Genomic DNA, 24397 nt, shown 5'->3' with positions numbered 1-24397 from the left:
CATAGCAGCCTCCAATCCGGTTTGGAGCCGATTACGGCTCTGAACTGGAGCGGAGGATGTTTGGTATCATGGGAGAGATCGATAACAATGTTCCACAGAACGGAAACCATCCCTGTCAGAGTGGGGGATTTGACGATCGGCGGAAGCAACGAGGTCATTATGCAAAGTATGTGCACCACGAAAACCGCCGATGTAAAAGCGACCGTTGCCGAAATTCACCGATTGGAAGAGGCCGGCTGCCAAATGGTTCGAGTTACTGTTAATAACAAGGAAGCAGCTGAAGCGATCAAAGACATTAAAAAGCAAATCAAAATTCCGTTGGTGGCGGACATTCACTTCGATCATCGGCTTGCGCTGATGGCGATTGAGAACGGCATCGATAAGGTTCGGATAAATCCCGGCAATATCGGCCGCCGCGAGAAGGTCGAAGCCGTTGTAAAAGCATGCAAGGAGCGCGGTATCCCTATTCGTATCGGGGTTAATGCCGGATCGCTGGAAAACCACCTTCTTGAAAAGTACGGCTATCCTACGCCGGAGGCTATGGTAGAGAGCGCCTTGTTTCACATCGGGATTTTGGAGGAGCTTGACTTCCGTGATATTATCGTGTCGTTGAAGGCGTCCGATGTGCCTATGGCTATCGCTGCTTATACGAAGGCTGCACAAGCGTTCCGCTATCCGCTTCACTTAGGGATTACGGAAGCCGGCACCTTGTTTAGCGGCACCGTCAAGAGCTCTGCCGGCATCGGAGCACTGCTCAGCATGGGCCTTGGCTCGACGCTGCGTATTTCTCTTAGTGCGGATCCTGTTGAGGAAATCAAGGTTGCACGGGAGCTCTTGAAAACATTCGGTCTGATTACGAATGCGGCGACTTTGGTATCATGCCCTACTTGCGGCCGTCTGGACATCGATTTGTTCTCCATCGCCAACGAGGTGGAAGAATACATTTCCAAGATCAAAGTGCCAATTAAAGTATCCGTCCTCGGCTGCGCTGTAAACGGCCCTGGGGAAGCCAGAGAAGCCGATATCGGCATCGCCGGCGCCCGCGGCGAGGGTATGCTGTTCCGTTACGGAGAGATGATCCGGAAAGTGCCGGAAGCGGAGCTATTGGCTGAGCTGAAAAAAGAAATCGACATCATTGTCGAGCATTTTAACCGTACCGGCGAAATCCCGGGAAGAAAGCATCATCAGGTACACGCCAACTAACGGAAATCATACAAAGAACAGTGTCACTCCTGTGGAGCAGCACTGTTCTTTTTTTACGATGCATAGTTTTTCCACCTGAGGTAAATACCATATAAGTGCCACAAGACTTCAGGAGGTTGGAACTATGAATCAAACCGTGAAATGGATTGTCATGTATTTTATCATCGTTTGTTTGGCTTTTGGACCGTCCGGCATGTTGGCGGCAGGCGCCCGCAGTCAGGAAGAACAAGCCGTTCAGAAGAAAATTGCGATCGTCATCGACGATCTGGGTAACGACATGGCGGGCACGAAGGAAATGATGGAGCTTCCGGTTCCTTTTACAGTAGCGGTCATGCCGTTCCTGCCAACAACCAAGCGGGATGCCGAATGGGCGCATAAGCTCGGACATGACGTGCTGGTTCATATGCCTATGGAGCCGGTAAAAGGTAAGAAAAGCTGGTTAGGACCCGGTGCAATTACAACGGATCTGTCCGATGAAGAAATTCGTTCCCGAGTCATAGCGGCTATTGAAGAAGTCCCTTATGCAGTTGGCATCAATAATCATATGGGGTCCAAAGTGACTGCCGACAAAAGAGTGATGCGAATCGTTCTGGAAGTATGCAAGGAAAAAAATCTGCTCTACTTAGACAGCAAAACGACACATAAGAGCATCGTGCAGTCCACCGCCTCGGAGATCGGGATGAGAACGCTAGAGAATAATGTGTTCATGGATGATGTCTATACCCGGGAGCACATTGTGAAACAAGCGCTAAAAGTACACAAGCATGTGGACGAGCATGATACAACGATCCTGATCGGCCATGTCGGGCCTCCGGGCAAACATACGGCTGCCGTATTGAAGCAATCCGTTCCTGCGCTGCAGCAGAAGGCTCAGTTCGTTACGATTTCCAAGCTGGTACCTTGAGGTGCCGGCTTTTTCTCATTTTGCCGGCTGCTGCGTCGTTTTCAGAAAAGCGATCACTCCGTCGGCAATGGATTCCGCCAGCTTCTGTTGTTTTTTCGGATGGGTCATTTGCTCCCGGTCCAGCGAATTCGATATAAAGCCCATTTCCAGAATTACTGCAGGCACTTGAACATGTTTCAGCAGGTAGAACGTTTTTCCATATACTACCTCCCTGTTCGTGCCATACAGCTGATTCAGCGATGTTTGCAGACAGGTTGCCAGCTGCTTGCTTTCCTCCGACTTCTGATGAAGCACGATAGGGCCTCGTTTTCCCGTTTTAGCAGCCCAGTTTACGTGAAGGCTGATCACGGTTTTGGGGTGGATTTCATTAGCCAGATGGCTGCGCTGCGCTAAGTCTTTCAGATGGCGGGAGCTGGAGCGAAACCAGCGGTTTTCGCCGCTCAACGCGTAATCCTCTACGCGGTTCATCATCACGTTGTAGCCTTTTTTCTTCAGCACGTTGTATGTCAGCTTTGCCATCTCGAGGTTAATATCTTTCTCGTACAGCTCTCCATACAGCGTTCCGCTGTCAATCCCGCCATGGCCTACATCTATAAGCACATCAACATCGGTGACGATTGGATTTTTAATGATCGGATAAGGACCGGTCTGCTCAGCGACAATGGTTTCGCGTGGAATGAGCAGCGATACGGTTAGAAATAAGAGCACAAAAACAACGACTTTTTTCATATGTACGCTCCTTTGCTCCAGGTTCACTGTCCTAGCGTTCTCAGAGACGACTTTCTCAATACGTGCCAGAAAACTTTCTCAAATCGGATTAACCCATCCTGAAGAGGGCAATACTACCAATTATGCAATGGTTGAGCGCTTGCTACTCACTCTCAACATTTAGGAGGGATTAAGTAAAATGAATATCAGTGTGATTTTGATGATTATTCAGCTGTTTTTTGCCGTCGTTATCGGTATGTACTTTTGGAATTTGCTCCGCAATCAGCAATCGAACCGTTCGGCCGTAGATAAAGAGTCGAAGAAAGAGCTTGAGAAGCTTAGAAAGCTTCGCTCGATCTCGTTAAATAAACCGCTGGCCGAGAAAACGCGTCCTACCGCCATGACGGATATTGTAGGGCAGAAGGAAGGGCTGCGGGCGTTAAAAGCGGCCTTGTGCGGCGCCAATCCGCAGCATGTCATCATTTATGGTCCTCCAGGAGTGGGCAAGACGGCAGCGGCCCGTGTCGTTCTGGAGGAAGCGAAGAAAAACGCGGATTCGCCTTTCCGCCAAGACGCCAAGTTTACGGAAGTCGATGCTACTACCGCTCGTTTCGACGAACGCGGCATTGCCGACCCGTTGATCGGATCGGTTCACGATCCTATTTATCAAGGAGCCGGCGCGATGGGGGTTGCAGGAATTCCTCAGCCCAAATCGGGAGCCGTAACCAAGGCTCATGGCGGAATTTTGTTTATTGACGAGATCGGCGAATTACATCCGCATCAAATGAATAAATTATTAAAGGTGCTTGAGGATCGTAAAGTTTTTTTGGAGAGCGCGTATTACAACTCGGAGGATATGAACATTCCGAGCTATATTCATGATATTTTTCAGAACGGACTGCCGGCCGACTTTCGACTGGTTGGAGCGACAACACGCAATCCGCAGGAGCTTCCGCCAGCTATTCGCTCGAGGTGTATGGAGATTTATTTTCGCCCTCTACTGCCTGACGAGATCGGAACGATTGCGAGCAACGCTTTGAAAAAAATCGGCTTTCCCGAAAATCAGGCAGCGATGGACGTAGTCAAAAGGCATGCGACCAACGGTCGCGAAGCGGTCAACATCGTTCAGCTGGCAGCGGGGATGGCGTTGACGGACGGTCGTAAAGAGGTGTCCGCAGCCGATGTGGAGTGGGTCGTAAACAGCTCTCAGATTCCTCCGAGACCGGAACGGAAAATCGGTTCGCAGCCGGAGATCGGCTTCGTCAACGGCCTTGCCGTATATGGTCCTAACCTCGGAACGCTGTTGGAAATTGAAGTGACGGCTATCCCGGTAGTACAGGCAGGAAGCGGCAAATTCACGATTACCGGCGTTGTCGACGAAGAGGAGATGGGGGGAGGCTCCCGCACCATCCGCAGGAAGAGCATGGCTCGCGGCTCTGTAGAGAACGTTCTGACGGTATTGCGCAGATTCGGGATCAATCCTTACAACTATGATTTGCATATTAATTTCCCGGGGGGAACGCCAATTGACGGCCCTTCCGCGGGAGTATCGATGGCGACGGCAATAGCTTCCGCTATCAATCAAATCCCTGTAGACAATCATATCGCCATGACGGGCGAAGTCGGGATTCACGGCAAAGTCAAACCGGTAGGGGGCGTAGTCGCCAAGGTGGAGGCCGCTTTCCAGGCGGGAGCTACCAAGGTGATCATTCCTAAGGAAAACTGGCAGGAGATTTTCGCCGGGCTGAACGGGCTGGAGGTTATCCCGGTCGAGTCGGTGGAAGAGGTGCTGCATCATGCGCTTGGGATTGAAATTTCCAGGCAGGCCGAGATCACCGGAGTACAGCCGGATGTGCTGCCGTCCGCCTCGGTTACCGTCCTGCACGCTGATGGGCTGGAGTAATTCTAGCTCATTGGCGTCTCTTTTTTTACCCGGTGCAAGTTAAGCTGACATGCCGATTGGTGTTTTGATTTTAATTTTGCTAAAATGTTAACTACAGCAATTGGTAATAGGGACCGGGTGAGGAAATTTACATGCCTTGTATGCTTGCCCCAAGTCTACTATGCTGAAGCGAAGTTCTCTAGGAGGTGCTCCAGGATGGGACCGAACAAAACAAAGGTGCGGCGCTTGCCTCTGCTTCCGCTGCGGGGATTGCTCGTTTATCCGAGCATGGTGCTGCACTTGGATGTCGGCAGAGAGAAATCAGTCAGAGCACTGGATAAGTCCATGGTGGATGACAGCATGATTCTTCTTTGCTCGCAATCGGAAGTTAACATTGAAGAGCCTACCACGGAAGATATATATCGCATAGGAACGATTGCCAAAGTACGGCAAATGCTGAAGCTGCCTAATGGAACGATTAGGGTATTGGTCGAAGGGGTCGTCCGAGCCGAAATCACCGAATTTTTATCCAACGAAGAATATTACGAAGTACAGGTCAAGGAGCTGCCTGAACAGGAAGTGACGGATCCGGAAGTCGATGCGTTGATGCGGACCGTGCTGAATCAATTCGAGCATTATATCAATTTGTCCAAAAAGGTCACACCGGAAACCTTGGCGGCGGTATCCGATATTGATGAACCGGGCCGGCTTGCCGATGTCATCTGCAGTCATTTATCCCTCAAAATCAAAGACAAACAGGATATTCTCGAGACGATTGAAGTCAAAGAACGGCTGGAAAAGCTCCTAGGCATTCTTAACAACGAACGTGAAGTATTGGAGCTTGAGCGCAAGATCAGCCAGCGAGTCAAAAAGCAAATGGAGAAAACCCAGAAGGAATATTACCTTCGTGAGCAAATGAAGGCGATTCAGAAGGAGCTGGGTGACAAGGAAGGCCGCGCAGGCGAAGTGGAGGAGCTGCGTTCGCAGCTAGCCGAAACGGAAGTTCCCGAGAAAGTGAAGGAAAAGATCGAGAAGGAAATCGACCGGCTGGAGAAAATGCCCGCCACTTCCGCGGAAGGCGGCGTCATCCGCAATTATATCGACTGGCTTCTCGGCTTGCCGTGGAGCATTTTCACCGAAGACGATCTGGACATTAACAAGGCTGAGGAAATATTGAATGAGGACCATTACGGCCTGGAGAAGCCGAAGGAGCGCGTCCTCGAATATTTGGCCGTTCAGCAGCTTGTTAAGAAAATGAAAGGACCGATTCTTTGCCTCGTGGGGCCTCCCGGCGTCGGTAAGACGTCGATTGCTCGTTCTATCGCGAGGTCGTTGGGCCGCCAATTCATCCGTATCTCACTCGGCGGCGTTCGTGACGAAGCGGAAATTCGCGGTCATCGCCGCACGTATGTAGGCGCGATGCCGGGACGCATTATTCAAGGCATGAAAAATGCAGGCTCGTCCAATCCGGTGTTTCTGCTCGACGAGATCGACAAGATGGCGATGGACTTCCGCGGAGATCCGTCCGCGGCATTGCTGGAAGTGCTCGATCCGGAGCAGAACGGCACCTTCAGCGATCACTATATCGAGGTACCGTTCGATCTATCCAACGTCATGTTCGTAACGACCGCCAACGTGGTGCACAATATTCCGCGGCCGCTGCTGGACCGGATGGAAGTGCTGCACATTCCTGGCTATACGGAGCTGGAGAAGCTGAACATCGGACGCAACTACTTGCTTCCGAAGCAGCTGAAGGAGCACGGGCTGCAGGAAGAGCAGCTGAATATGGATGAACAGGCGCTCATGCGCATCGTCCGTGAGTACACTCGCGAAGCGGGCGTTCGTAATCTCGAGCAGCAAATTTCCGCGGTCTGCCGCAAGGCGGCGAAGCAGGTTGTTTCCGGGCAGAAGAGCTCCGTTCACGTTACTTCCGACACGGTTAAGGAATTCCTCGGACCTCCGAAGTTCCGTTTCGGCGTAGCGGAAGAATTCGATCAGATCGGTGCCGTGACCGGTCTTGCTTGGACCGAAGTCGGCGGCGACACTCTCGTCATTGAGGTTACGGTTATGCCGGGCAACGGGAAGCTGACGCTTACAGGGCAGCTCGGGGACGTCATGAAAGAGTCCGCTCAAGCGGCATTCAGCTACACCCGTTCCCGCGTAGAAGCGTTGAACATCGCCAAGGATTTCCATGAAAAAGTGGATATCCATATTCACATTCCGGAGGGAGCTATCCCGAAGGACGGTCCTTCCGCGGGGATTACGATGGGAACCGCATTGATCTCCGCGCTGACCAACATTCCGGTGTCCAGAGAAGTGGCGATGACCGGTGAGATTACGCTGCGAGGCCGTGTTCTGCCGATCGGCGGCTTGAAGGAGAAGAGTCTTGCCGCTCACCGTGCGGGCATACGGAAGGTCATTATCCCGAAGGATAACGTCAAGGATATCGAGGAAATCCCGGAGAGCGTACGCAAGGAGCTTACTTTCATTCCTGTAGCTCATATGGATGAGGTACTCGAGCATGCATTAGTGAAGCCCGTACAGGTTTAATAAGGCTACGGAAAAATAGGGCTGAAGCGAGCCCGACAACAAGGAAGAGTGAAAACAATGAAGGTCAATCAGGCTGAGTTTATTATCAGCGCGGTTGGTCCGAATCAGTACCCTGCCGACGCCTTGCCGGAGATTGCTCTGGCAGGGCGTTCGAATGTCGGCAAATCGTCACTGATCAATCGGATGATCCAGCGCAAAAATTTGGCGAGGACAAGCTCGAAGCCGGGAAAAACGCAGCAATTGAATTATTATAAAATCAATCAGGACTTATTTTTTGTGGATTTACCGGGATACGGATATGCTCAGGTATCCAAGTCCAAGCGCGAGATATGGGGCAAGTTTATCGAGGAATATTTGCTGCACCGGGAATATTTGAACCTCGTGCTGCTCATAATCGACCTGCGTCACCCTCCTTCGAAGGATGATCAAGCCATGTACGACTGGCTGAAGCATAATGAGGTTCCGTATTGCGTCGTTACGACGAAAGCGGATAAGATTTCTAAAGGACAATGGCAGAAGCATGTCAAAATCGTCAGGGAAACGCTGCAAATGGAGAAAAGCGAACGGCTGGTGCTGTTCTCCTCCGAGCTTGGAGTAGGCAAAGACGAGCTGTGGCAGGTTATCATGGAGACGATCAAGCATAAGCATGACGAGGCAGATGAAACGTCAGAAGCGTCTGCAGAGCAAGAAGCTGAGGAAGAGACGGCCGGATAGCCGGCTTTTCAACAGCGGCCGGAATCCCACACCCGATTCCCTCTCCACGCACATACGTATTTTGTACATCCATCCTAACGCCGCAAGGCGTTTTTTCTTTTTCATAAAATCGGCTTACGTAGTGATGAGCAGCGAGAAAGAGGAATACTATCGAGAGAGTCCGATTTAGGCCGCTGTCCTTGAAAGATGAAGATTTTGTTTAACGTCGGATGCAGGAGGGAACTGCATAACTTGCTGCGGGAAACAGAGGGATTTAGATGATACGTTGAATCATTCCGTAAAAAAAGCAGTTTTTTCAGAATTTCAACGAAATTCAATGAAATGGCGGGAGGAATATTAAATATTTATGTAGTATAATGTATATAGTAACAAAAAAAAGAATAACGGTTTGGCTTCATGGTTCGAAAACAAAGAATTGAGGGATTTTTATGGCAATGAGGTTAGCGACCCAATACGTCAAAACCTGCCTACAGTTAACGGAAGCCGAGATGGCCATGTTTATTCAGATGTTTGTCGATCATCAAGCCTCTCTGCAGGTTAAAGTACTTGAGAATGGAAATCAGGAAGTCGTGTTTCAAGACAACGAATCGGGAGAAGAAATCGTTCTTTCGTTCGAAAGAAAGTTCAACACCTATGTTTGCCGGGGCACCTGCCGCATCACGGACAAGAATTTGGTTAACCTGATGCGCAAAGCGGTATCCACTTTCAAGGGGAGCGCAATCGTTCATCGTATTTATGAAGGGTATATCATGATATACGAATATGAATGGGGTTCCGTGGTAAAAATCGTTGAGCGCAAGGATCAGACCGATCGGGTGATCTACGAGTACAAGGATACGATCGGAATGCTGGAGCAGCTGTACCGCCGGGATGATGTGGAGCATGAAATCCAGTTCATCAAAGCGCAGATTAACAGCCTGCTAGACTTGCGAAATGACATGCAAGATACTGCCGTACGCGAACAAATCGATAGCCGATTATACAAAATGACGCATCGTTTATTCGTACTCGAAGCATAATTATACACGATGAAGAAACTTTTTCGGGCCGTATTGTCCGGAAAAGTTTTTTGTTATTTCGGCCCATATAAGCGCTGTGCATTCACCTGGGACAAGTGTCGTACATATGTTAGTCATTGTGTGAGCTCTCGCAAAAAAGAAATATAGGTGAATGGTAAAAAAAAGTATTGCATTTCTACCGAATAGATGTTATTTTTATTTTCGTTGAAAACAAAATAGGAACCAGGATTCACTCAGGACATTGAATGTTGCGAGAGATTATTCCCTCGAGAAGTGAATGACGTAGGTCCTAGCGGATGAAATTTTCAAACATTTTATTCCTAGGAAGGGGGACCGAAAGATGGAATACTCAACTTTCGGAAGACACGTTGCTGTTGATACTTGGGGAGTCGATTTTGATCTTCTCAACAATGCAGAATGGTTACAAGCTCAAATGGTAGAGGCTGCGGAGGCATGTGGAGCGACGGTGATGTCGGTTCAATCCAAGCAGTTTGAACCACAAGGTGCAACAGTGCTAGTATTATTGTCGGAAAGTCATCTCTCCATTCATACTTATCCTGAGAAGGGTTTTGCTGCTCTGGACTGTTATACTTGCGGCGAAACGGTAGATCCTCAATTGGCTATCGACTACATGATTTCCGTGCTTAAGCCGGAAACTGCTCATGCCAAGAAGCTGGTTCGGGGTATGGGCGAATTGACAGTCGAAACGCCGGTAATCAAGCAAGCTCAACTAACAAAATAAACTCGTAATGAGAATGATAACCGCGGATATAATCCGTGGTTATTTGTTTATATGCTTCCCCATACAATGTTCATGACAAGCTTGCATGAATCCGTCAGGACGGAGCTGCTTGCACCAGCATGGGCAGGGGAGGAAAGCTTATGAAGCGGAAGCCGAATATAATAATATACGTGATCGTTGCTTTTTTAATCATTTGGCCGCTATATCAAATTATCGGAATGGTGCGGGGGCACTCGGAGACGGAGGACGCCGGCAAGCTCCTGTATCAGGTATCGTTGTTTCAGATGGAGCTGTTAAGCAGCTCACTGCACGATGTAGATAAAGCCAAGGATACGAATTCGCTGAATCCGCTAAGGCAAGCCGTTTACACCGCGAGCTTCACTCACGAGCATTTGGTTCAGGCTTATGGCGAGAAGAAATTGAGGCCGCTCGAAGGCTTATCTCAGCTGATGCAGTATTTGCTGCGGCTGCAGATAGGCGGACAGCGCGCCTTGAAGGCCGAGGAAGTACAGACGTTGACCGAGAGCCGAAGGTTGTTTGAAGAGATTTATGACGCCTACGGCAAGCTGATGTCATCCGGCGGGAGTATGGTATCTTCGCAAAATGACCGGCTGGTCAAGGCGGATAAAGAGATGGTAGAGCTGCTCCGCAAGAAGCTGCTTCAATAAACTGGAATGGCAGCCGTATAAACAAGCTGAAAAATGCTGAAAATAAGGGAAATAGTGTTGATTGATAAACATCTCTTTCACATATTATACAAAAAATTTGTCGGAGAAGCTCGTCATTGTATGCTATAATGATTTCTAGATTATTGAGGAAGGCAGGTGGACACCCAATGCATATCGTAGTGGCGGGCTTGAATTATCGGACGGCACCGGTGGCGATTCGTGAGAAATTCACATTCGCCGAAAGCGACCTTGAACTGGCGTTGAAAGAGCTCAAAGAAACGAAAAGTGTAATGGAATGTGTCATTGTGGGCACCTGTAACCGGACGGAGCTTTATGTCGTAGTGGATCGGGAGCATTTGTGCGGTCATTATTTGCGCGGATTCATAGAGAAGTGGTTCGGCGTTCCGCGCGAACAATTCAACAAGCACTTGTACATTTATGAAAATGAGAAAGCAATCGATCATCTATTCCGGGTTACATGCGGACTTGATTCTATGGTTATCGGCGAAACGCAAATTTTGGGTCAAATTCGCGATTCCTTTTTGCTGGCCCAGCAAACGAAAGTAACTGGGATTATGTTCAATACGCTCTTTAAACAAGCGGTCACTCTGGCGAAGCGGGCTCATACCGAGACGGGCATCGGCGATAATCCGGTATCGGTCAGCTATGCTGCGGTAGAACTAGGCAAACGGATATTTGGCAGCTATGATCATAAGAAAGTTATGATTATCGGCGCAGGGAAGATGAGCGAGCTTACCGTCAAGCATTTGTATGCCAACGGAGCGGATAAGGTCATCGTGGTGAACCGGACGTTAAGCCGCGCTCAAGAGCTGGCAGGGAAGTTCCAAGGCGTCGCGAGCTCGATGGACAATCTGCTGCAGTATCTCGAAGAAGTCGATATTGTGATCAGCTCTACCGGATCGGCGGATATCGTGCTGACCCGTGAGCAGGTTGCCGCGGTGCTGCAAAAACGGCGTTCCCGTCCGTTGTTCATGATCGATATCGCTGTGCCGCGGGATCTCGAATCGGCTATCGGCGAATTGCCGAATGTGTTTCTTTACGATATAGACAATCTGCATTCGATTGTTAACAATCACTTGGAGGAGCGCCGTAAAGCTGCGGTCGTCATTGAGAGGATGATTGATGAAGAGATGGATGCATTCGAGCAATGGACCCGTACGTTGGGCGTAAGTCCTCTAATTCAAGCGCTGCAAACCAAAGCCAGTGCGATTCATGACGAGACGATGGACAGCTTGATGAAGAAGCTGCCGGATCTTGATGAACGCGAGCTGAAGGTAATCCGTAAATTAACCAAAAGCATTGTCAATCAAATGCTGCGGGATCCGGTAATCCGGATTAAGGAAATGGCCGCCGAGCGCGACGGGGAAGAAGCGTTGGACTATTTCACCAAAATTTTTGCCTTGGAAGAGCAATTGGCTGAACAAGAGCGAGCGGAGCAAGCGGCTGTCCGTCAGCAAGAAGCTACCGATGCTCATGAGCGCTGGAGGGAAGACCTGTTAACGAAAGTATCGATGCAGGCTGTCGATGCCTTGGCTAAAACGTAGTTCGGGAGAGGTGCCATGGTCGCGAAAAGCTGGTTATACGATGCCATTATTTATATATATGCCCTGAGCCTGCTGTTTTACTTCTCGGACTTTGTCGGTCCGAACCGAAGTGCGAAACGGATGGGGACAGGGTTGCTTTCTTTTGTATGGGTATTGCAAACGGTCTATTTGGTTCTTAGTATCGTGTTTCATGACCGTTCTGCAGCGTTTTCTATGTTCGAAACGCTGTTTATGCTGTCCTGGCTTCTCGTAACGGTCTCGCTCGTAGTGAACCGTTTTTTTCGTATCGAGCTGTTTGTATTTCTGGTCAATATATTGGGGTTCACCGTATTGGCGCTTAACTTTTTCAGCAACCCGAAGGTTTCTCCGACATTGGATTCCTGGGAAATCAACGATGAGGTGCTGTTCATTCACATCAGCTTTTCTATCGCAAGCTACGCTGCATTCGTCGTTGCTGCCGTATTCTCCGGCATGTATTTGTTTTTGCACCGGCAGCTGAAGGAGAAGAAATGGTCTAAGCTGATGCAGCGATTGCCGAGCCTGGACAAGACGGATCATTATTCCTTTGTTTCCGTTGTCATAGGAACGCCGCTTTTGATGTTCGGCATGTCGCTCGGGGTCGTATGGATCTCCTTGGAGCATGACCTGTCGCTGTTTTTCGATCCGAAGGTGATCAATTCCTGGTTCGTGCTGCTGGCTTACGTGTTTTATTTGTTTCAGAGGGTGCTGCTGAAAACACCGGGCTACAAGCTGGCGCTTTGGAATTTGGCTGCATTTTTTATCATGGCTCTCAATTTCGTATTTGCTAATTTTTACTCCTCGTTCCATCAATGGTCTTAATCGCAGAGGACGAAGAGGCGGTGAGGTTCGCGATGAGATCAAAGAATTACTATCCGTTAATGCTGGATTTGCAGGACAAGCCCTGCGTCATCATTGGCGGAGGTGCCGTGGCGGAACGGAAGGCGGAATCGCTGATCGAAGCGGGAGCATCGGTAACCGTGATCAGTCCGGTATGTACGCACAAGCTGGTCCAGTGGGCCGAGTCCGGCGTGCTGGAAGCGGTGTATGAAACGTATCGGACGCAAATGCCGCAGGTGCAGCGGGCGGTGCTTGTTTTTGCAGCGACCGACCGGCCGGATATTAATGAGGCTGTGCGTTTGGAAGCGGAAGCGTTGGGCAAGCTGGTGAATGTGGCCGATGATGCGGAACGCAGCGGATTCATCGTCCCGGCAGCGGTAAGAAGAGGCAGGCTGCTGCTTGCCGTATCTACAGCGGGTGCGAGTCCTGCCGTTGCGAGAAAAGTAAAGCAGGAGCTGGAGCAGTCGTTCGGCGAAGAGTACGGGGAGTACCTCGAATTGTTGCAGGAGCTGCGCTTGATAGTTCAGCGCATGGTCTCCGACACCAAGGTGCGCCAAGAGATGTTCCGGCGAATGCTGGACTGGGAGCTGCTGCCCTGGATACGTTCAGGAGAGCTCCAGGCGGCCGAGAAGGATGAGCTGATCCGCCGGATCGAGCTGGAGCCGACACCCGGGACCATGGAACGGATCCGTATTTGGATCCAACATCATACATAAGCCATAAAGGTTACATAGGAACTGTATTGCATTGACTAACAGAGGAGGCGGACTGCATGCGGAAAATCGTCGTAGGTACGAGACAGAGCGCGCTGGCGCTAACGCAAACAGGACAAGTCGTGGAGCAATTGCGCGAGCTGTGCAAACAGCTGGGGATCGAGTGCGAATTTGAATTGAAAAAGATCGTAACCAAAGGGGACCGGATCTTGGATGTCACCTTGTCGAAGGTCGGGGGCAAAGGCCTGTTCGTCAAAGAGATCGAGCAGGCGCTGTTCGACGGTGAAATCGACATGGCGGTTCACAGTATGAAGGATATGCCGGCAGAGCTTCCTGAAGGGCTCGTTGTCGGAGCGGTTCCGAGACGGGAGGATCCCCGGGATTGCTTAATCTCCAACGGGGGGCTTTCGCTTGACGAGCTTCCGCAAGGTGCCAAAGTCGGCACAAGCAGCCTGCGCAGAGCTTGCCAGCTGCAAAACCACCGCCCCGACTTGAACATCGAGTCGGTTCGAGGCAATATCGATTCGCGTCTGCGCAAGCTGGAAACCGAAGGCTTCGACGCGATCATGCTGGCAGCCGCCGGTTTGCACCGGATTGGCTGGCAGGACCGCATCACCGCGTATTTATCAGCGGATGTATGTCTTCCCGCCGTCGGCCAGGGAGCTCTGTGCATCGAGTGCCGTGGCGACGATGAGTTCGTGCTCGGCCTGCTCAAGTACTACAACCATGAGCCGACCGCATTGGCGGTTGCTGCTGAGCGCAGCTTTCTTGGCAGGCTGAACGGCGGCTGCCAGGTGCCTATTGGAGCCTATGCCGTCCTGGGGGACGAAGCCGGCAACCCGGTCGTTACGCTGACCGGTATGGTAGGCTCACCTGACGGCAAGACCATGCTAAAGGAAACGATGACCGGCACGGATCCCGATCAGCTTGGCACGATGGTTGCCGATGCTTTGATCGGCAAGGGTGCTGTAGACATATTGGCCATGGTGAGGGGTTGAATCGAGTTGAGTAAAGGCGTTGTATATCTCGTAGGAGCTGGGCCAGGGGATCCCAAGCTCATTACGGTACGGGGACTGGAGGCCATCCAGCGTGCAGACGTCGTCGTGTACGACCGTCTGGCGAGTCCGCGCTTGCTTAAACATATGAAACCGGAAGCGGAGAAGATTTTCGTAGGAAAGCTTCCTGACAAGCATATGATGAAGCAGGGGGAAATCAATCAGCTGCTGGTCGATTTGGCGCTGCAGGGTAAAGTGGTTACCCGCTTGAAAGGCGGCGATCCGAGCGTATTCGGACGAGTAGGCGAAGAAGCCGAGCTGCTGGCCGATCATGATATCCCGTTCGAGATCGTTCCGGGGATTACCTCCGCGATTGCGGTTCCGGCCTATGCCGGTATTCCCGTCACCCATCGAGATTTTACTTCATCCTTTTCCATAGTAACGGGACACGAGTACCCGAACAAAACATACAGCAGCGTCAACTGGGACAATTTGTCGCAAGCATCAGGCACGCTGATCTTTCTGATGGGGGTCGCTAATCTGGAGTCTATTTGCCGTCACTTGATAGATGGAGGCAAATCTCCGGGTACCCCGGTTGCTCTGATCCGTTGGGGAACCTGGATGGAGCAGGCTACGTTAACGGGCACGTTGGACGATATCGTCGACAAGGTTAAGGCCGCCAATTTTCAATCTCCGGCTGTCATTATCGTCGGGGATGTGGTCAAGCTTCGCGACAAGCTGGCTTGGTTCGAGAAGAAGCCGCTATTCGGGCGGCGCATTCTTGTAACAAGAGCCCGCAGTCAGTCCAGCAGTCTGGTACAGCAAATTGAAGAGCTGGGCGGAGAGGCGGTTGAGTTTCCGGTCATCCGCACTCAGTCTCCAACGAAGCCGGAAGCGCAGCAGGCTTTGGACCATGCGCTCGGACGGCTGGACGAGTTTGCATGGGTTATTTTCACCAGCGTCAACGGAGTCGACTACTTCTTTGAACGCATCCGGAAACATCGCATCGATATCCGCAAGCTTGGCGGTGCACGCATCGCAGCGGTCGGGCCGAAGACGGCGGACGCCTTGGAGCAGCGGGGGCTCATGGTTGACTTGCTGCCGCCTAAGTTTCAGGGGGACGACTTGCTCGCTTCCATCGAAGGCGAAATGAAAGCCGGTCAGAACGTGCTCCTCCCGACCGCCGATATTGCCAAGGCGTATATTCCTCAGCGGCTTAAAGAAATGGGACTGAACGTTACCGAAGTGGACGTGTACGAAACGGTGCCGGATACAACCGGCGGTGCGGAGGTCATTGAGCTGCTTCAGCAGCAAGCGATATCGGTAGTCACGTTCACCAGCTCATCGACGGTGTCGAACTTGCTAGTCGCTTTGAAGGAGCTTGGCGTAGAGAATCCGCTAGAGCTGCTTCAGCCATGCCAGATCGCCTGTATCGGTCCGATGACCGCTCAAACGGCAGAGGAAGCCGGCCTAACCATAGATTATGTAGCGAAGGAAGCGACGGTTGAGTCGCTCGTTCACAGCTTGTATTCGCAAAAATAACATTCCATACCGAGACTATATACAGGATGAGGAGGAAACTAAGATGAGTTTTCCAATCGTTCGCAATCGCAGATTGCGCAGCTCCAACGCTTTACGCAACTTGGTAAGAGAGACAAGCCTGTCGGTTCATGATCTGATCTATCCTATTTTTGTAACGCATGGCTCTCAAGTCAAAGAAGAGATCGGCTCCATGCCGGGCGTGTATCATTTTTCGCTGGATTTGCTTGAGCAAGAATTAAAAGAAGTGACGGAGCTCGGTATCCAGGCTATTATGCTGTTTGGAGTGCCTGAACATAAAGACGCTCATGCGACATCCGCCCACGATGCGAATGGCATCGTTCAGCAGGCGACTCGCCTCATCAAACAGTGGTTCCCTGAGCTGCTTGTCATCGCCGATACGTGCCTGTGCCAATTTACCGATCATGGGCATTGCGGCGTCGTTCATTTCGACGAGAAAAAACAGCGTGCGGAAATTTTGAACGATCCTTCCCTGGAGCTGCTGGTCAAAACGGCGGTGTCCCAGGCGGAAGCGGGAGCCGATATTATCGCACCTTCCAACATGATGGACGGCTTCGTTTATGCTATCCGTCAAGGACTTGACGAAGCAGGGTACAATCAAGTGCCTATCATGTCGTACTCCGTGAAATTTGCTTCGTCCTACTACGGTCCTTTCCGTGAAGCGGCTCATTCGACTCCGAAATTCGGAGACCGCAAAACGTATCAAATGGATCCGGGCAATGCCCGCGAGGCGCTGCGTGAAGCAGAATCCGACGTCGTTGAAGGCGCGGACTTCCTGATGGTGAAGCCGGCTATGGCTTACATGGATATCATTCGTACGTTGAGAGATCAGTTCGATCTTCCACTGGTTGCGTATAACGTGAGCGGGGAATACTCGATGATCAAGGCTGCCTCCTTGCAGGGCTGGGTGGACGAAAAGTCTATCGTTATGGAAACGATGATAGGCTTCAAGCGTGCAGGCGCCGATCTGATCATCACGTATTTTGCTAAAGATATCGCCGGATGGCTTAAATAAGAGAGCAGGTTTCCTGACTTCGTTCCAAATAATGGAGCTTTTCTTGCTGACTGCGGTTGGACGAAGAGCTCCTTTTTTTCGGGTGGAGACCGCTCTTGTCATACTTTTGTCGGATTCTGCGACGGGCAATCAGTTGTTAGACAATGCCAAATAGGGCATAATGTTAGTAGATCATAGGACTTACGGAAATGAGGTTAATTCAATGAGCTATAACGATGCATTCCTTAGAGCGTGTAAAAAACAAGATGTGGATACGCTGCCGGTCTGGTATATGCGCCAGGCGGGTCGTTCCGATCCGGATTATCGCAAAATCAAAGAGAAATACAGCTTGCTCGAAATTTGCAAGCAGCCTGAGCTCGCAGCGGAAGTTACGATGATGCCGGTGAAGAAGCTGGGCGTGGATGCAGCGATTTTGTATTCCGACATTATGAATCCGGTTGCTTCCATCGGGGTCGATTTTGATATCGTCAAGGACGTAGGTCCGGTTATCCACAATCCGATCCGAACGGCTGCTGATGTAGCCAGACTTCGCCCGATTCAGGTCGAGCAGGATTTATCCCATATTATTAAAACGATTGAAATTTTGGTCGCCGAGCTGAAAGTTCCGCTGATCACCTTTGCGGGAGCGCCTTTTACCATTGCCAGCTATCTGGTTGAAGGAAGACCGTCCAAATCGAAAGATTATTTACATACGAAAGCTCTAATGTACGGAAACCCTGATGTATGGTTCCAGCTGATGGATAAGCTTGGCGATATGATCATCACGTATTTGAAGGCGCAGATCGCAGCGGGCGCGAAGGCGGTTCAGCTGTTCGACAGCTGGGTGGGAGCGTTGTCCCCAAGAGATTTTCAAATGTATGTGCTGCCTACGATTACAAGAATTTTTGCCGAGCTGAACCATCTGGATCAGCCGAAAATTTACTTCCCTGGCGTTAGCTCAGGAGAGCTGCTGCCTCATTTGTCCGGTATCGAAGCGGATGTTATCGGTTTGGACTGGCGCGTGCCTATAACGGAAGGGCGCAAAAGAGTCGGGTCGCGCTTTGCGATTCAAGGGAATTTGGATCCTACCGTGCTGACCGGGCCGATGTCGCTTATTCAGGAGCAGGCTAAAGCCATCATCGATCAAGGAATTCAACAGCCGGGCTATATATTCAATCTGGGACACGGCGTGTTCCCGGAAGCGTCCATCGATAAGCTGCGTGAATTGACCGAGTTCATCCATGCATACTCGAAAGAAGCCATAGCCCAACAAAGACTAGGAAGTGGTGTCTAAAATGACAAAACAGCGAATCGGCGTCCTCGTCATGTCCTATGGAACACCGGAAAGTCTGGATCAGGTTGAGGCCTATTATACGCATATCCGCCGCGGAAATCCGCCAAGCCCCGAACAGCTGAAGGAGCTGACGGACCGTTATGACGCTATTGTGGGCGGCTTCTTCCCGCTGAGAGAAAATACGAACAAGCAAGTCCAGGCATTGGAAGACAAGCTGAATGAGAGCCATCCGGACTATACGTTCGTATGCTATCAGGGATTGAAGCACGCTTCTCCGTTCATCGAGGACGGAGTGGAGCAAATGGTCAAGGACGGCATTCAACAGGCTGTCGGCGTCGTGCTGGCGCCTCACTATTCGATTATGAGCGTTGGCGGATATATCAAGCGTGCACAGGACAAAGCCGAGGAGCTCGGAGGCATCGATATCCGCTTTGTGAAGAGCTATCATCTCCATCCTCAGCTGATCGAAGCATTATCCAGCCGGGTTACGGAAACGTTGAAGCGGTTCGGCGATACACCGAAGGACGATGTTCGCGTACTGTTCACGGCCCACAGCCTGCCGGAAAAAATATTGGAAATGAGAGATCCTTATCCGGATCAGCTCATGGCTACCTCCAAGGCGGTTGCGGAAAAAACCGGGATCGTCAACTGGCAGTTCGGATGGCAGAGCGCAGGTCAGACGGCGATGCCGTGGCTCGGACCTGACATTTTGGATGTGCTTCAGTCGTTAAGCACGGAGGAACAGGTAAAGCATGTGCTGGTTTGTCCGATCGGGTTCGTTTCCGATCATTTGGAAGTGCTCTACGATCTGGATATCGAGGCGAAGAAGGTAGCGGCGGAGCTGGGAATGCATTTGGAGCGAACACCGTCTCTTAATACCGATCCGCTGTATATGGAAACGTTAAGCGATGTAGTCTATGAGCTTTGCGGGAATAAGCAGTAATAGAGGAAGCTGCCTTGCCAATCCGTTCGATGAGAAGGACCGGCAGGGCAGCTTGACTTTCATTTCATGAAGCCGGTAATGGAGGGATTAGGCTCTTAATTTGGCTAAATCCAGCTTCATTTCATGACCCGGCATCGTAATGATTTGTTTTTCTTGGAGCTCGCGAATCACTTGGATAAGTATCGGCTTCTGAACACCGGCCATTTGAGACACTTCATCATAGTTCAAGGTCATTTTGATCGTGATGGTGCTGCCGGTGCGGATGCCGTTTTTATTGGCCAGCGTTATCAGGCTTCGAATGACTCTGCTTCTCGCATCCAGAAAGGTAAGATCGTGAACATGCTGGTTCGATTCTCTCAGCCGGGTGCTCAGCTCCTGCATGATACCTAGCGAAATGTCAAAATGAGTCTTTAACAGCGTAATGAAGTCCTGCCCCGATATCGATATCAGCACGCTGTCTTCCAGCGTCCTGGCGGTTGCGGAACGAGGCTTGCCGTCGATAAGGGACAATTCTCCGAAGCTGTCTCCGGGCTTCATTAAGGAAAGGATCTTTTCTTCTCCGGTTGAGCCTGCGGTATAAATTTTGACGGACCCGCTATGTACAATATAAAACACCGAGCCGAGCTCTTTTTCGTGAAATAGAACGGTTCCTGTTTTAAACGACTTTTTGGTGCAAATGCCAGATATCGACTCTAGCTGATTCATGTTCAATCTAGAGAATAGCGGTACCGTATGTAAGAGTTCGATCATAAAGTTTCCTCGCTTTGAAGGATGATAGGTCCGTGGTCCCGAATATTATATCTTGCTGAGTAGAGGTTTTACAAGTCATATTATGGTAAAGGATGGTTGCGAAATGAGCTTGCGCAAACGTGCGGACGAACGGTCTGCCGAAGCTTTTGCCGAGGCGAAAGAAGTCATACCTGGAGGGGTGAACAGTCCGGTACGCGCTTTTAAATCCGTGGGACTGACACCGCTGTTTATGGAACGGGGATCAGGCTCCCGGGTCTACGATATCGACGGGAATGAGTTCATTGATTATATCGGCTCCTGGGGTCCCTTGATCGTCGGACATTCCCATCCTGACGTCGTGGAGGCCATTAAGAAGACGGCGGAGAGCGGATCCAGCTATGGGGCTCCGACGTTACTGGAAACGAAGATGGCGAAGCTCGTCATCGAGCGTGTTCCCTCCATTGAAATGGTACGTATGGTGAATTCCGGTACGGAAGCGACCATGAGTGCTCTGCGGCTGGCAAGGGGCTATACGAAGAGACAAAAAATATTGAAGTTCGAAGGCTGCTATCATGGGCACGCGGATTCGCTGCTGATCAAGGCCGGTTCCGGCGTTGCGACGTTGGGGCTTCCCGACAGTCCGGGAGTACCCGAGAGCGTAGCGGTTAACACGATCACTGTGCCTTACAACGATTTTGAATCGGTTAAGCTGGCATTTGAAAAATTCGGCGAAGAAATCGCCGCAATCATCGTGGAGCCTATAGGCGGCAACATGGGTGTCGTGCCGCCGCTTCCCGGTTTCTTGCAGGGCTTGCGTGATGTAACGACCCGTTACGGCAGCTTGCTCATATTTGACGAGGTTATGACCGGCTTCCGGGTCGGATTGCACAGCGCGCAGGGGCTGTACGGCATTGATCCGGACCTTACCTGTTTAGGCAAAATCATTGGCGGAGGATTGCCGGTAGGCGCCTACGGCGGTAAGCGGGTTATCATGGAGCACATGGCTCCGAGCGGCCCGATTTACCAAGCCGGCACCTTGTCGGGCAACCCGCTGGCTATGGCTGCGGGATACACGACGCTTCAGCTTTTGGGACAGCCGGGCGTATATGAAGAGCTGGAACGGAAAGCGGCTCGTCTGGAAGAAGGCTTCACGGCGAATGCCCGTGAATTAGGCATCGCCAGCACGATCAACCGGGTCGGTTCGATGATTTGTCCGTTCTTTACGGATCAGCAAGTTATCAATTATGAAACGGCCAAGACGTCCGATCTGGGACGCTTCAACCGTTACTTCGGCTCCTTGCTCGATTTGGGCGTAAGCATCGCCCCATCCCAATTCGAGGGTATGTTCGTATCAACGGCACATACCGACGAGGATATTGAAGCTACCATTGCTGCGCACTACGAAGCGTTGAAAAGGCTGTAGCCTATAAAATAGAGAGGCGGATGTTCGCTGCATGCGGGCATCTGCCTCTCTTTGTTTAAAGGCTGCTCTGGCAAAAGAAAACGCCCCTCGGTGAGAGGGGCGACGCTTACCTATGTACCGCCTGGTCGACTTGGTTTGTTAGACGACGGTATTCAAGAGAATCTATTGCTGCTGGCCGCCGGTACCGCTTCCTGCTGCAGGGGTTGGCGTCGGCTTTGGAGTCGGAGTTCCTGGTGCATCAGGAGTGTTTCCTGATACACCAGGCGCTCCGGCTGAGCCTCCGTTGTTGGCTTTCGGCGGCTGGGAGGTACCGTTGTTCCCGTTCTGCGGTTCGTTACCCGGCTTAGGGGTCGGGGTCGCAGAAGGAGTCGGTGTAGGCGTAGGTGTCGGTTTCGGCGTCGGCGTTGCTGTACCTTCATTGCCGGTTGTGTTACCGCCCGTCGAAGGCTTATTCGGATCCGGCGTACTGTTGCCCGAACCATTGTTGTGCCCCGGCGTCGGGGTAGGTGTAGGTGTTGGGGTCGGCTTCGGTGTCGATCCCTTATCCGATGACTCTTTCGTATCGGAATCATTGCTGCCGGTTGTTCCCTTGGAACCGTTCGTTCCGGTATCCGTCTTTTTCGGTGGCGGCGTTGGTGTAGGTGTCGACGTAGGCGTCGGATTGTTTTTCTGCTTCGCCTTTAGCTCAGCCTGCTCTCTCAGGAAATCAGGGTGGTCGTAAGAGCCGCCGGCATCAATCTTGTCTACACCGTCCCATACCCGGTTGGCGACCGCGCTATCCGGATCGTCATACACGAGAAAAGCGGACGGCAATCGGCGTTCGCCGTATCGGCTGGACGGCTTGGTGACGACTTCGCCGTTCACAACCAGCTCCGAGGAGGCGCCGCCATCCAGGAAGCCGGCATTGACTACATCATCTTCCAGGAACATATCCTGAATTTCTTTTAACGTTGCGCCTACGCTGTGCACCTGTCTTCCGTCTACGACGATAAAAATGACCGTACCGTCGGCCTTTTGGCCAACCGCCGTCCGTGGAGCGCGGCTATTGTCGTTGATAGGAAGCGGCTTTCCGTTGGCGATAACGCGCGGATAGAAGGATGCAGCCTCGGAAATTCCCATTTCTTCCAATTCAAACATATCATATTTACCGATTACGAGAGTTCCGTCTTTGGTAAAGCCGACGATATGCTGCTTAACGCTGCCGTCTTGGTCCGTGAAGATGATGTCCCCGCCGGAAATAATGGCGCCGATGGCGGCAAAGCCGTTGCCGAGCCCCTCCGGATCGGTGAATCCTCCCGCATTGACACCGGCAACAGCGCCGGTTCTTTTGACCATGGAGCTGATGCGCTCTCCTTCGCCGGACTTTTCGGGAGTCATAATGCGAATCGACTTCGGATCGAATACATACATCCGTTTGCCTTTCCACAGCTTGCCGGAGATGTCCTCGACTTTGATCAGCTCATCGATCGATCTGTTCTTGCGGGTGGCGACAGGCTTGATAAGATTCATATTTTGTTTCTCGAGAGCATTCTCTTCCACGTTTGCATGGAGCTGCCTTACCAGATCGTCCCTTTTTTCCGGACCGACGAACATCCATGCCCAATCCCGATGCTGCGTAATGATAACCGTTTGGGCCATCCAAATGCGAATTTCCGTTCCGGGGCCGGTCAGAAACAAAAAGCTCGATGTTAGAAAAGTAAGAAGTGCGATCATCATTAATAACTTCTTAAGCAAGCTCCAATTGCGGAGCTGCTGTGCGGTCGACTCGAACCATTGTACGGCAGTGCTCACTTGGTTCACTCCTGTTATAAAAATAAAAAGCATTCACGTTTGCAACAGTGCACGTTCCCATGCCATCTCGATTTGTCGGGCAATTAGAACCTGGACATAACTCTATTATTCTACCATACTCTCTATCGATTGGATAGCAACAGAACGGGCTGAAAGTCTTATAAACTTTGAGCTTGCACGGACATTTTGCTACAATTGAGAGCAATGCAAAAACGCAAGTTGGAGAAGGGGCATATACGCAATGATTCCTTGGCAGAGAAAAGGGGAATGGCTGGAATTGAGACTTCCGCAACCGCTCGAATCGGAGTACGAGATTAAGCGGTACCTTCGCCTTTCGGACAAATATATCGGAGCTTTGATCAAAACCGGCGGATTTTCCATAAAAAGCGTCCGGGTGCGGCTGCGCTTATTTCCTAATGAACCGCTACACTATATGTCGAATTGGATGCCTGTAGAAGTGCTGTATGAGGATGATTTTTGTCTCGTTGTCCACAAGCCGGCAGGGATGAAGGTGCACGGCGAAGGGGGAGGCCCTAGTAAAGAGCCCACGCTGTCGGATGCGGTGGCTGCATATTACGAAGCCAGCGGGCAGCAGTGCAAGGTCCGGCACATTCATCGTCTGGATGAGGATACGACCGGCCCCGTGCTGTACGCGAAGTATGAATGGCCGCAGCTTGTACTGGACGAAGCGATGAGAGAGAAGAGGATCGATCGGCGCTATGCGGCTATCGTACAAGGGCGTCTTCCGTCGAAAGCCGGTACCATCGACGCTCCTATCGGCCGGGATCGGCATCATGCATCAAGAAGGCGGGTGTCGCCGACCGGGGAGAGGGCGGTTACGCATTATGAGGTCTTGGAGCAATGGCGGGATGCAGCTCTCGTCGCACTTCGGCTGGAAACGGGGCGGACGCACCAGATCCGGGTCCACCTGAGCCATCTCGGTGCTCCGATTTGGGGCGATGCGCTGTACGGCGGAAAGCGGGAGCTTATCGGCCGGCAGGCATTACACGGGGAACGGCTGCTCTGGGATCACCCGCTTACAGGCGAGAAGCTGGACATTGGCTGTCCTTGGCCAGCCGATATGACCAGCCTATATGAAGCTGTGAAAAAAATATAGTCATGCTCCTCCCACGCAAACCATA

At 51.3% G+C, this 24397-nt stretch carries 21 protein-coding genes; 18 read left to right on the top strand and 3 right to left on the bottom strand.

Features of this window, described 5'->3' with window-relative positions; genetic code table 11:
- Positions 1–87: 87 nt before the first annotated feature.
- On the top strand, positions 88–1203 hold the full coding sequence (gene ispG / locus DVH26_RS27415; protein WP_239627630.1) for a flavodoxin-dependent (E)-4-hydroxy-3-methylbut-2-enyl-diphosphate synthase: 1116 nt from the start codon (positions 88–90) through the stop codon (positions 1201–1203).
- 193 nt (positions 1204–1396) lie between these two features.
- Positions 1397–2107, top strand: coding sequence for a divergent polysaccharide deacetylase family protein (locus DVH26_RS27410; RefSeq protein ID WP_239635500.1), 711 nt, complete (start codon positions 1397–1399; stop codon positions 2105–2107).
- 15 nt (positions 2108–2122) lie between these two features.
- Here the strand turns inward: DVH26_RS27410 and DVH26_RS27405 are convergent, their stop codons facing one another.
- Positions 2123–2836 (bottom strand): N-acetylmuramoyl-L-alanine amidase family protein, encoded by a 714-nt coding sequence (locus DVH26_RS27405; protein ID WP_239627628.1) that lies wholly within the window; start codon positions 2834–2836, stop codon positions 2123–2125.
- Between the two features lie 178 nt (positions 2837–3014).
- Between DVH26_RS27405 and lonB the strand changes: the two genes are divergently transcribed.
- The 14 genes from lonB to hemH all read left to right on the top strand — a co-directional run bounded on the left by lonB (position 3015) and on the right by hemH (position 19312).
- Positions 3015–4718 carry an ATP-dependent protease LonB gene (lonB, locus tag DVH26_RS27400; protein ID WP_239627626.1) on the top strand — a complete coding sequence of 568 codons (1704 nt, stop codon included), beginning with the start codon at positions 3015–3017 and terminating at the stop codon, positions 4716–4718.
- A 195-nt stretch (positions 4719–4913) separates the two neighbouring features.
- A complete protein-coding gene (lon, locus tag DVH26_RS27395) occupies positions 4914–7247 on the top strand; it encodes an endopeptidase La (protein WP_239627624.1) in 2334 nt (777 codons plus the stop codon).
- 57 nt (positions 7248–7304) lie between these two features.
- Entirely contained in the window at positions 7305–7961 is a 657-nt protein-coding gene (gene yihA / locus DVH26_RS27390; protein ID WP_239627622.1) for a ribosome biogenesis GTP-binding protein YihA/YsxC, read from the top strand.
- Between the two features lie 428 nt (positions 7962–8389).
- Complete coding sequence (locus DVH26_RS27385; protein WP_239627620.1) at positions 8390–8980, top strand: non-ribosomal peptide synthetase module; 591 nt, start codon at positions 8390–8392, stop codon at positions 8978–8980.
- Positions 8981–9320: 340 nt separating this feature from the next.
- Positions 9321–9722: an adenosylmethionine decarboxylase gene (gene speD, locus DVH26_RS27380; protein ID WP_239627619.1), complete on the top strand. Its 402-nt coding sequence runs from the start codon at positions 9321–9323 to the stop codon at positions 9720–9722.
- 140 nt (positions 9723–9862) lie between these two features.
- Positions 9863–10390: an S-adenosylmethionine decarboxylase gene (locus DVH26_RS27375; protein WP_239627618.1), complete on the top strand. Its 528-nt coding sequence runs from the start codon at positions 9863–9865 to the stop codon at positions 10388–10390.
- A gap of 167 nt (positions 10391–10557) precedes the next feature.
- Positions 10558–11955: a glutamyl-tRNA reductase gene (hemA, locus tag DVH26_RS27370; protein ID WP_239627616.1), complete on the top strand. Its 1398-nt coding sequence runs from the start codon at positions 10558–10560 to the stop codon at positions 11953–11955.
- A 15-nt stretch (positions 11956–11970) separates the two neighbouring features.
- Entirely contained in the window at positions 11971–12795 is an 825-nt protein-coding gene (locus DVH26_RS27365) for a cytochrome C assembly family protein (RefSeq protein ID WP_239627614.1), read from the top strand.
- 32 nt (positions 12796–12827) lie between these two features.
- Positions 12828–13529 carry a precorrin-2 dehydrogenase/sirohydrochlorin ferrochelatase family protein gene (locus tag DVH26_RS27360; RefSeq protein ID WP_239627612.1) on the top strand — a complete coding sequence of 234 codons (702 nt, stop codon included), beginning with the start codon at positions 12828–12830 and terminating at the stop codon, positions 13527–13529.
- 56 nt (positions 13530–13585) lie between these two features.
- On the top strand, positions 13586–14524 hold the full coding sequence (gene hemC / locus DVH26_RS27355) for a hydroxymethylbilane synthase (RefSeq protein ID WP_239627610.1): 939 nt from the start codon (positions 13586–13588) through the stop codon (positions 14522–14524).
- Positions 14525–14530: 6 nt separating this feature from the next.
- Positions 14531–16063: a uroporphyrinogen-III C-methyltransferase gene (gene cobA / locus DVH26_RS27350; RefSeq protein ID WP_239627608.1), complete on the top strand. Its 1533-nt coding sequence runs from the start codon at positions 14531–14533 to the stop codon at positions 16061–16063.
- 43 nt (positions 16064–16106) lie between these two features.
- On the top strand, positions 16107–17096 hold the full coding sequence (hemB, locus tag DVH26_RS27345) for a porphobilinogen synthase (RefSeq protein ID WP_239627606.1): 990 nt from the start codon (positions 16107–16109) through the stop codon (positions 17094–17096).
- Positions 17097–17298: 202 nt separating this feature from the next.
- Positions 17299–18369, top strand: a complete 1071-nt coding sequence (gene hemE, locus DVH26_RS27340; protein WP_239627604.1) for a uroporphyrinogen decarboxylase — start codon at positions 17299–17301, stop codon at positions 18367–18369.
- Between the two features lies 1 nt (position 18370).
- Positions 18371–19312: a ferrochelatase gene (hemH, locus tag DVH26_RS27335; RefSeq protein WP_239627602.1), complete on the top strand. Its 942-nt coding sequence runs from the start codon at positions 18371–18373 to the stop codon at positions 19310–19312.
- A gap of 87 nt (positions 19313–19399) precedes the next feature.
- On the opposite strand, the gene DVH26_RS27330 is transcribed toward hemH, so the two are convergent.
- A complete protein-coding gene (locus DVH26_RS27330; RefSeq protein ID WP_239627600.1) occupies positions 19400–20062 on the bottom strand; it encodes a Crp/Fnr family transcriptional regulator in 663 nt (220 codons plus the stop codon).
- Between the two features lie 103 nt (positions 20063–20165).
- On the opposite strand from DVH26_RS27330, the gene hemL reads away from it, so the two are divergent.
- A complete protein-coding gene (gene hemL / locus DVH26_RS27325; protein ID WP_239627598.1) occupies positions 20166–21464 on the top strand; it encodes a glutamate-1-semialdehyde 2,1-aminomutase in 1299 nt (432 codons plus the stop codon).
- A 162-nt stretch (positions 21465–21626) separates the two neighbouring features.
- On the opposite strand, the gene DVH26_RS27320 is transcribed toward hemL, so the two are convergent.
- Positions 21627–23255, bottom strand: a complete 1629-nt coding sequence (locus tag DVH26_RS27320) for a phosphodiester glycosidase family protein (protein WP_239627596.1) — start codon at positions 23253–23255, stop codon at positions 21627–21629.
- Between the two features lie 241 nt (positions 23256–23496).
- On the opposite strand from DVH26_RS27320, the gene DVH26_RS27315 reads away from it, so the two are divergent.
- On the top strand, positions 23497–24372 hold the full coding sequence (locus DVH26_RS27315; RefSeq protein ID WP_239627594.1) for an RluA family pseudouridine synthase: 876 nt from the start codon (positions 23497–23499) through the stop codon (positions 24370–24372).
- Positions 24373–24397 lie beyond the last annotated feature (25 nt).

The organism is Paenibacillus sp. H1-7 (assembly GCF_022354825.1).
Lineage (GTDB): Bacteria > Bacillota > Bacilli > Paenibacillales > NBRC-103111 > Paenibacillus_S.
The sequence above is the reverse complement of the archived record's forward strand: the minus strand, read 5'-3'. Positions and strand labels throughout refer to the sequence as shown.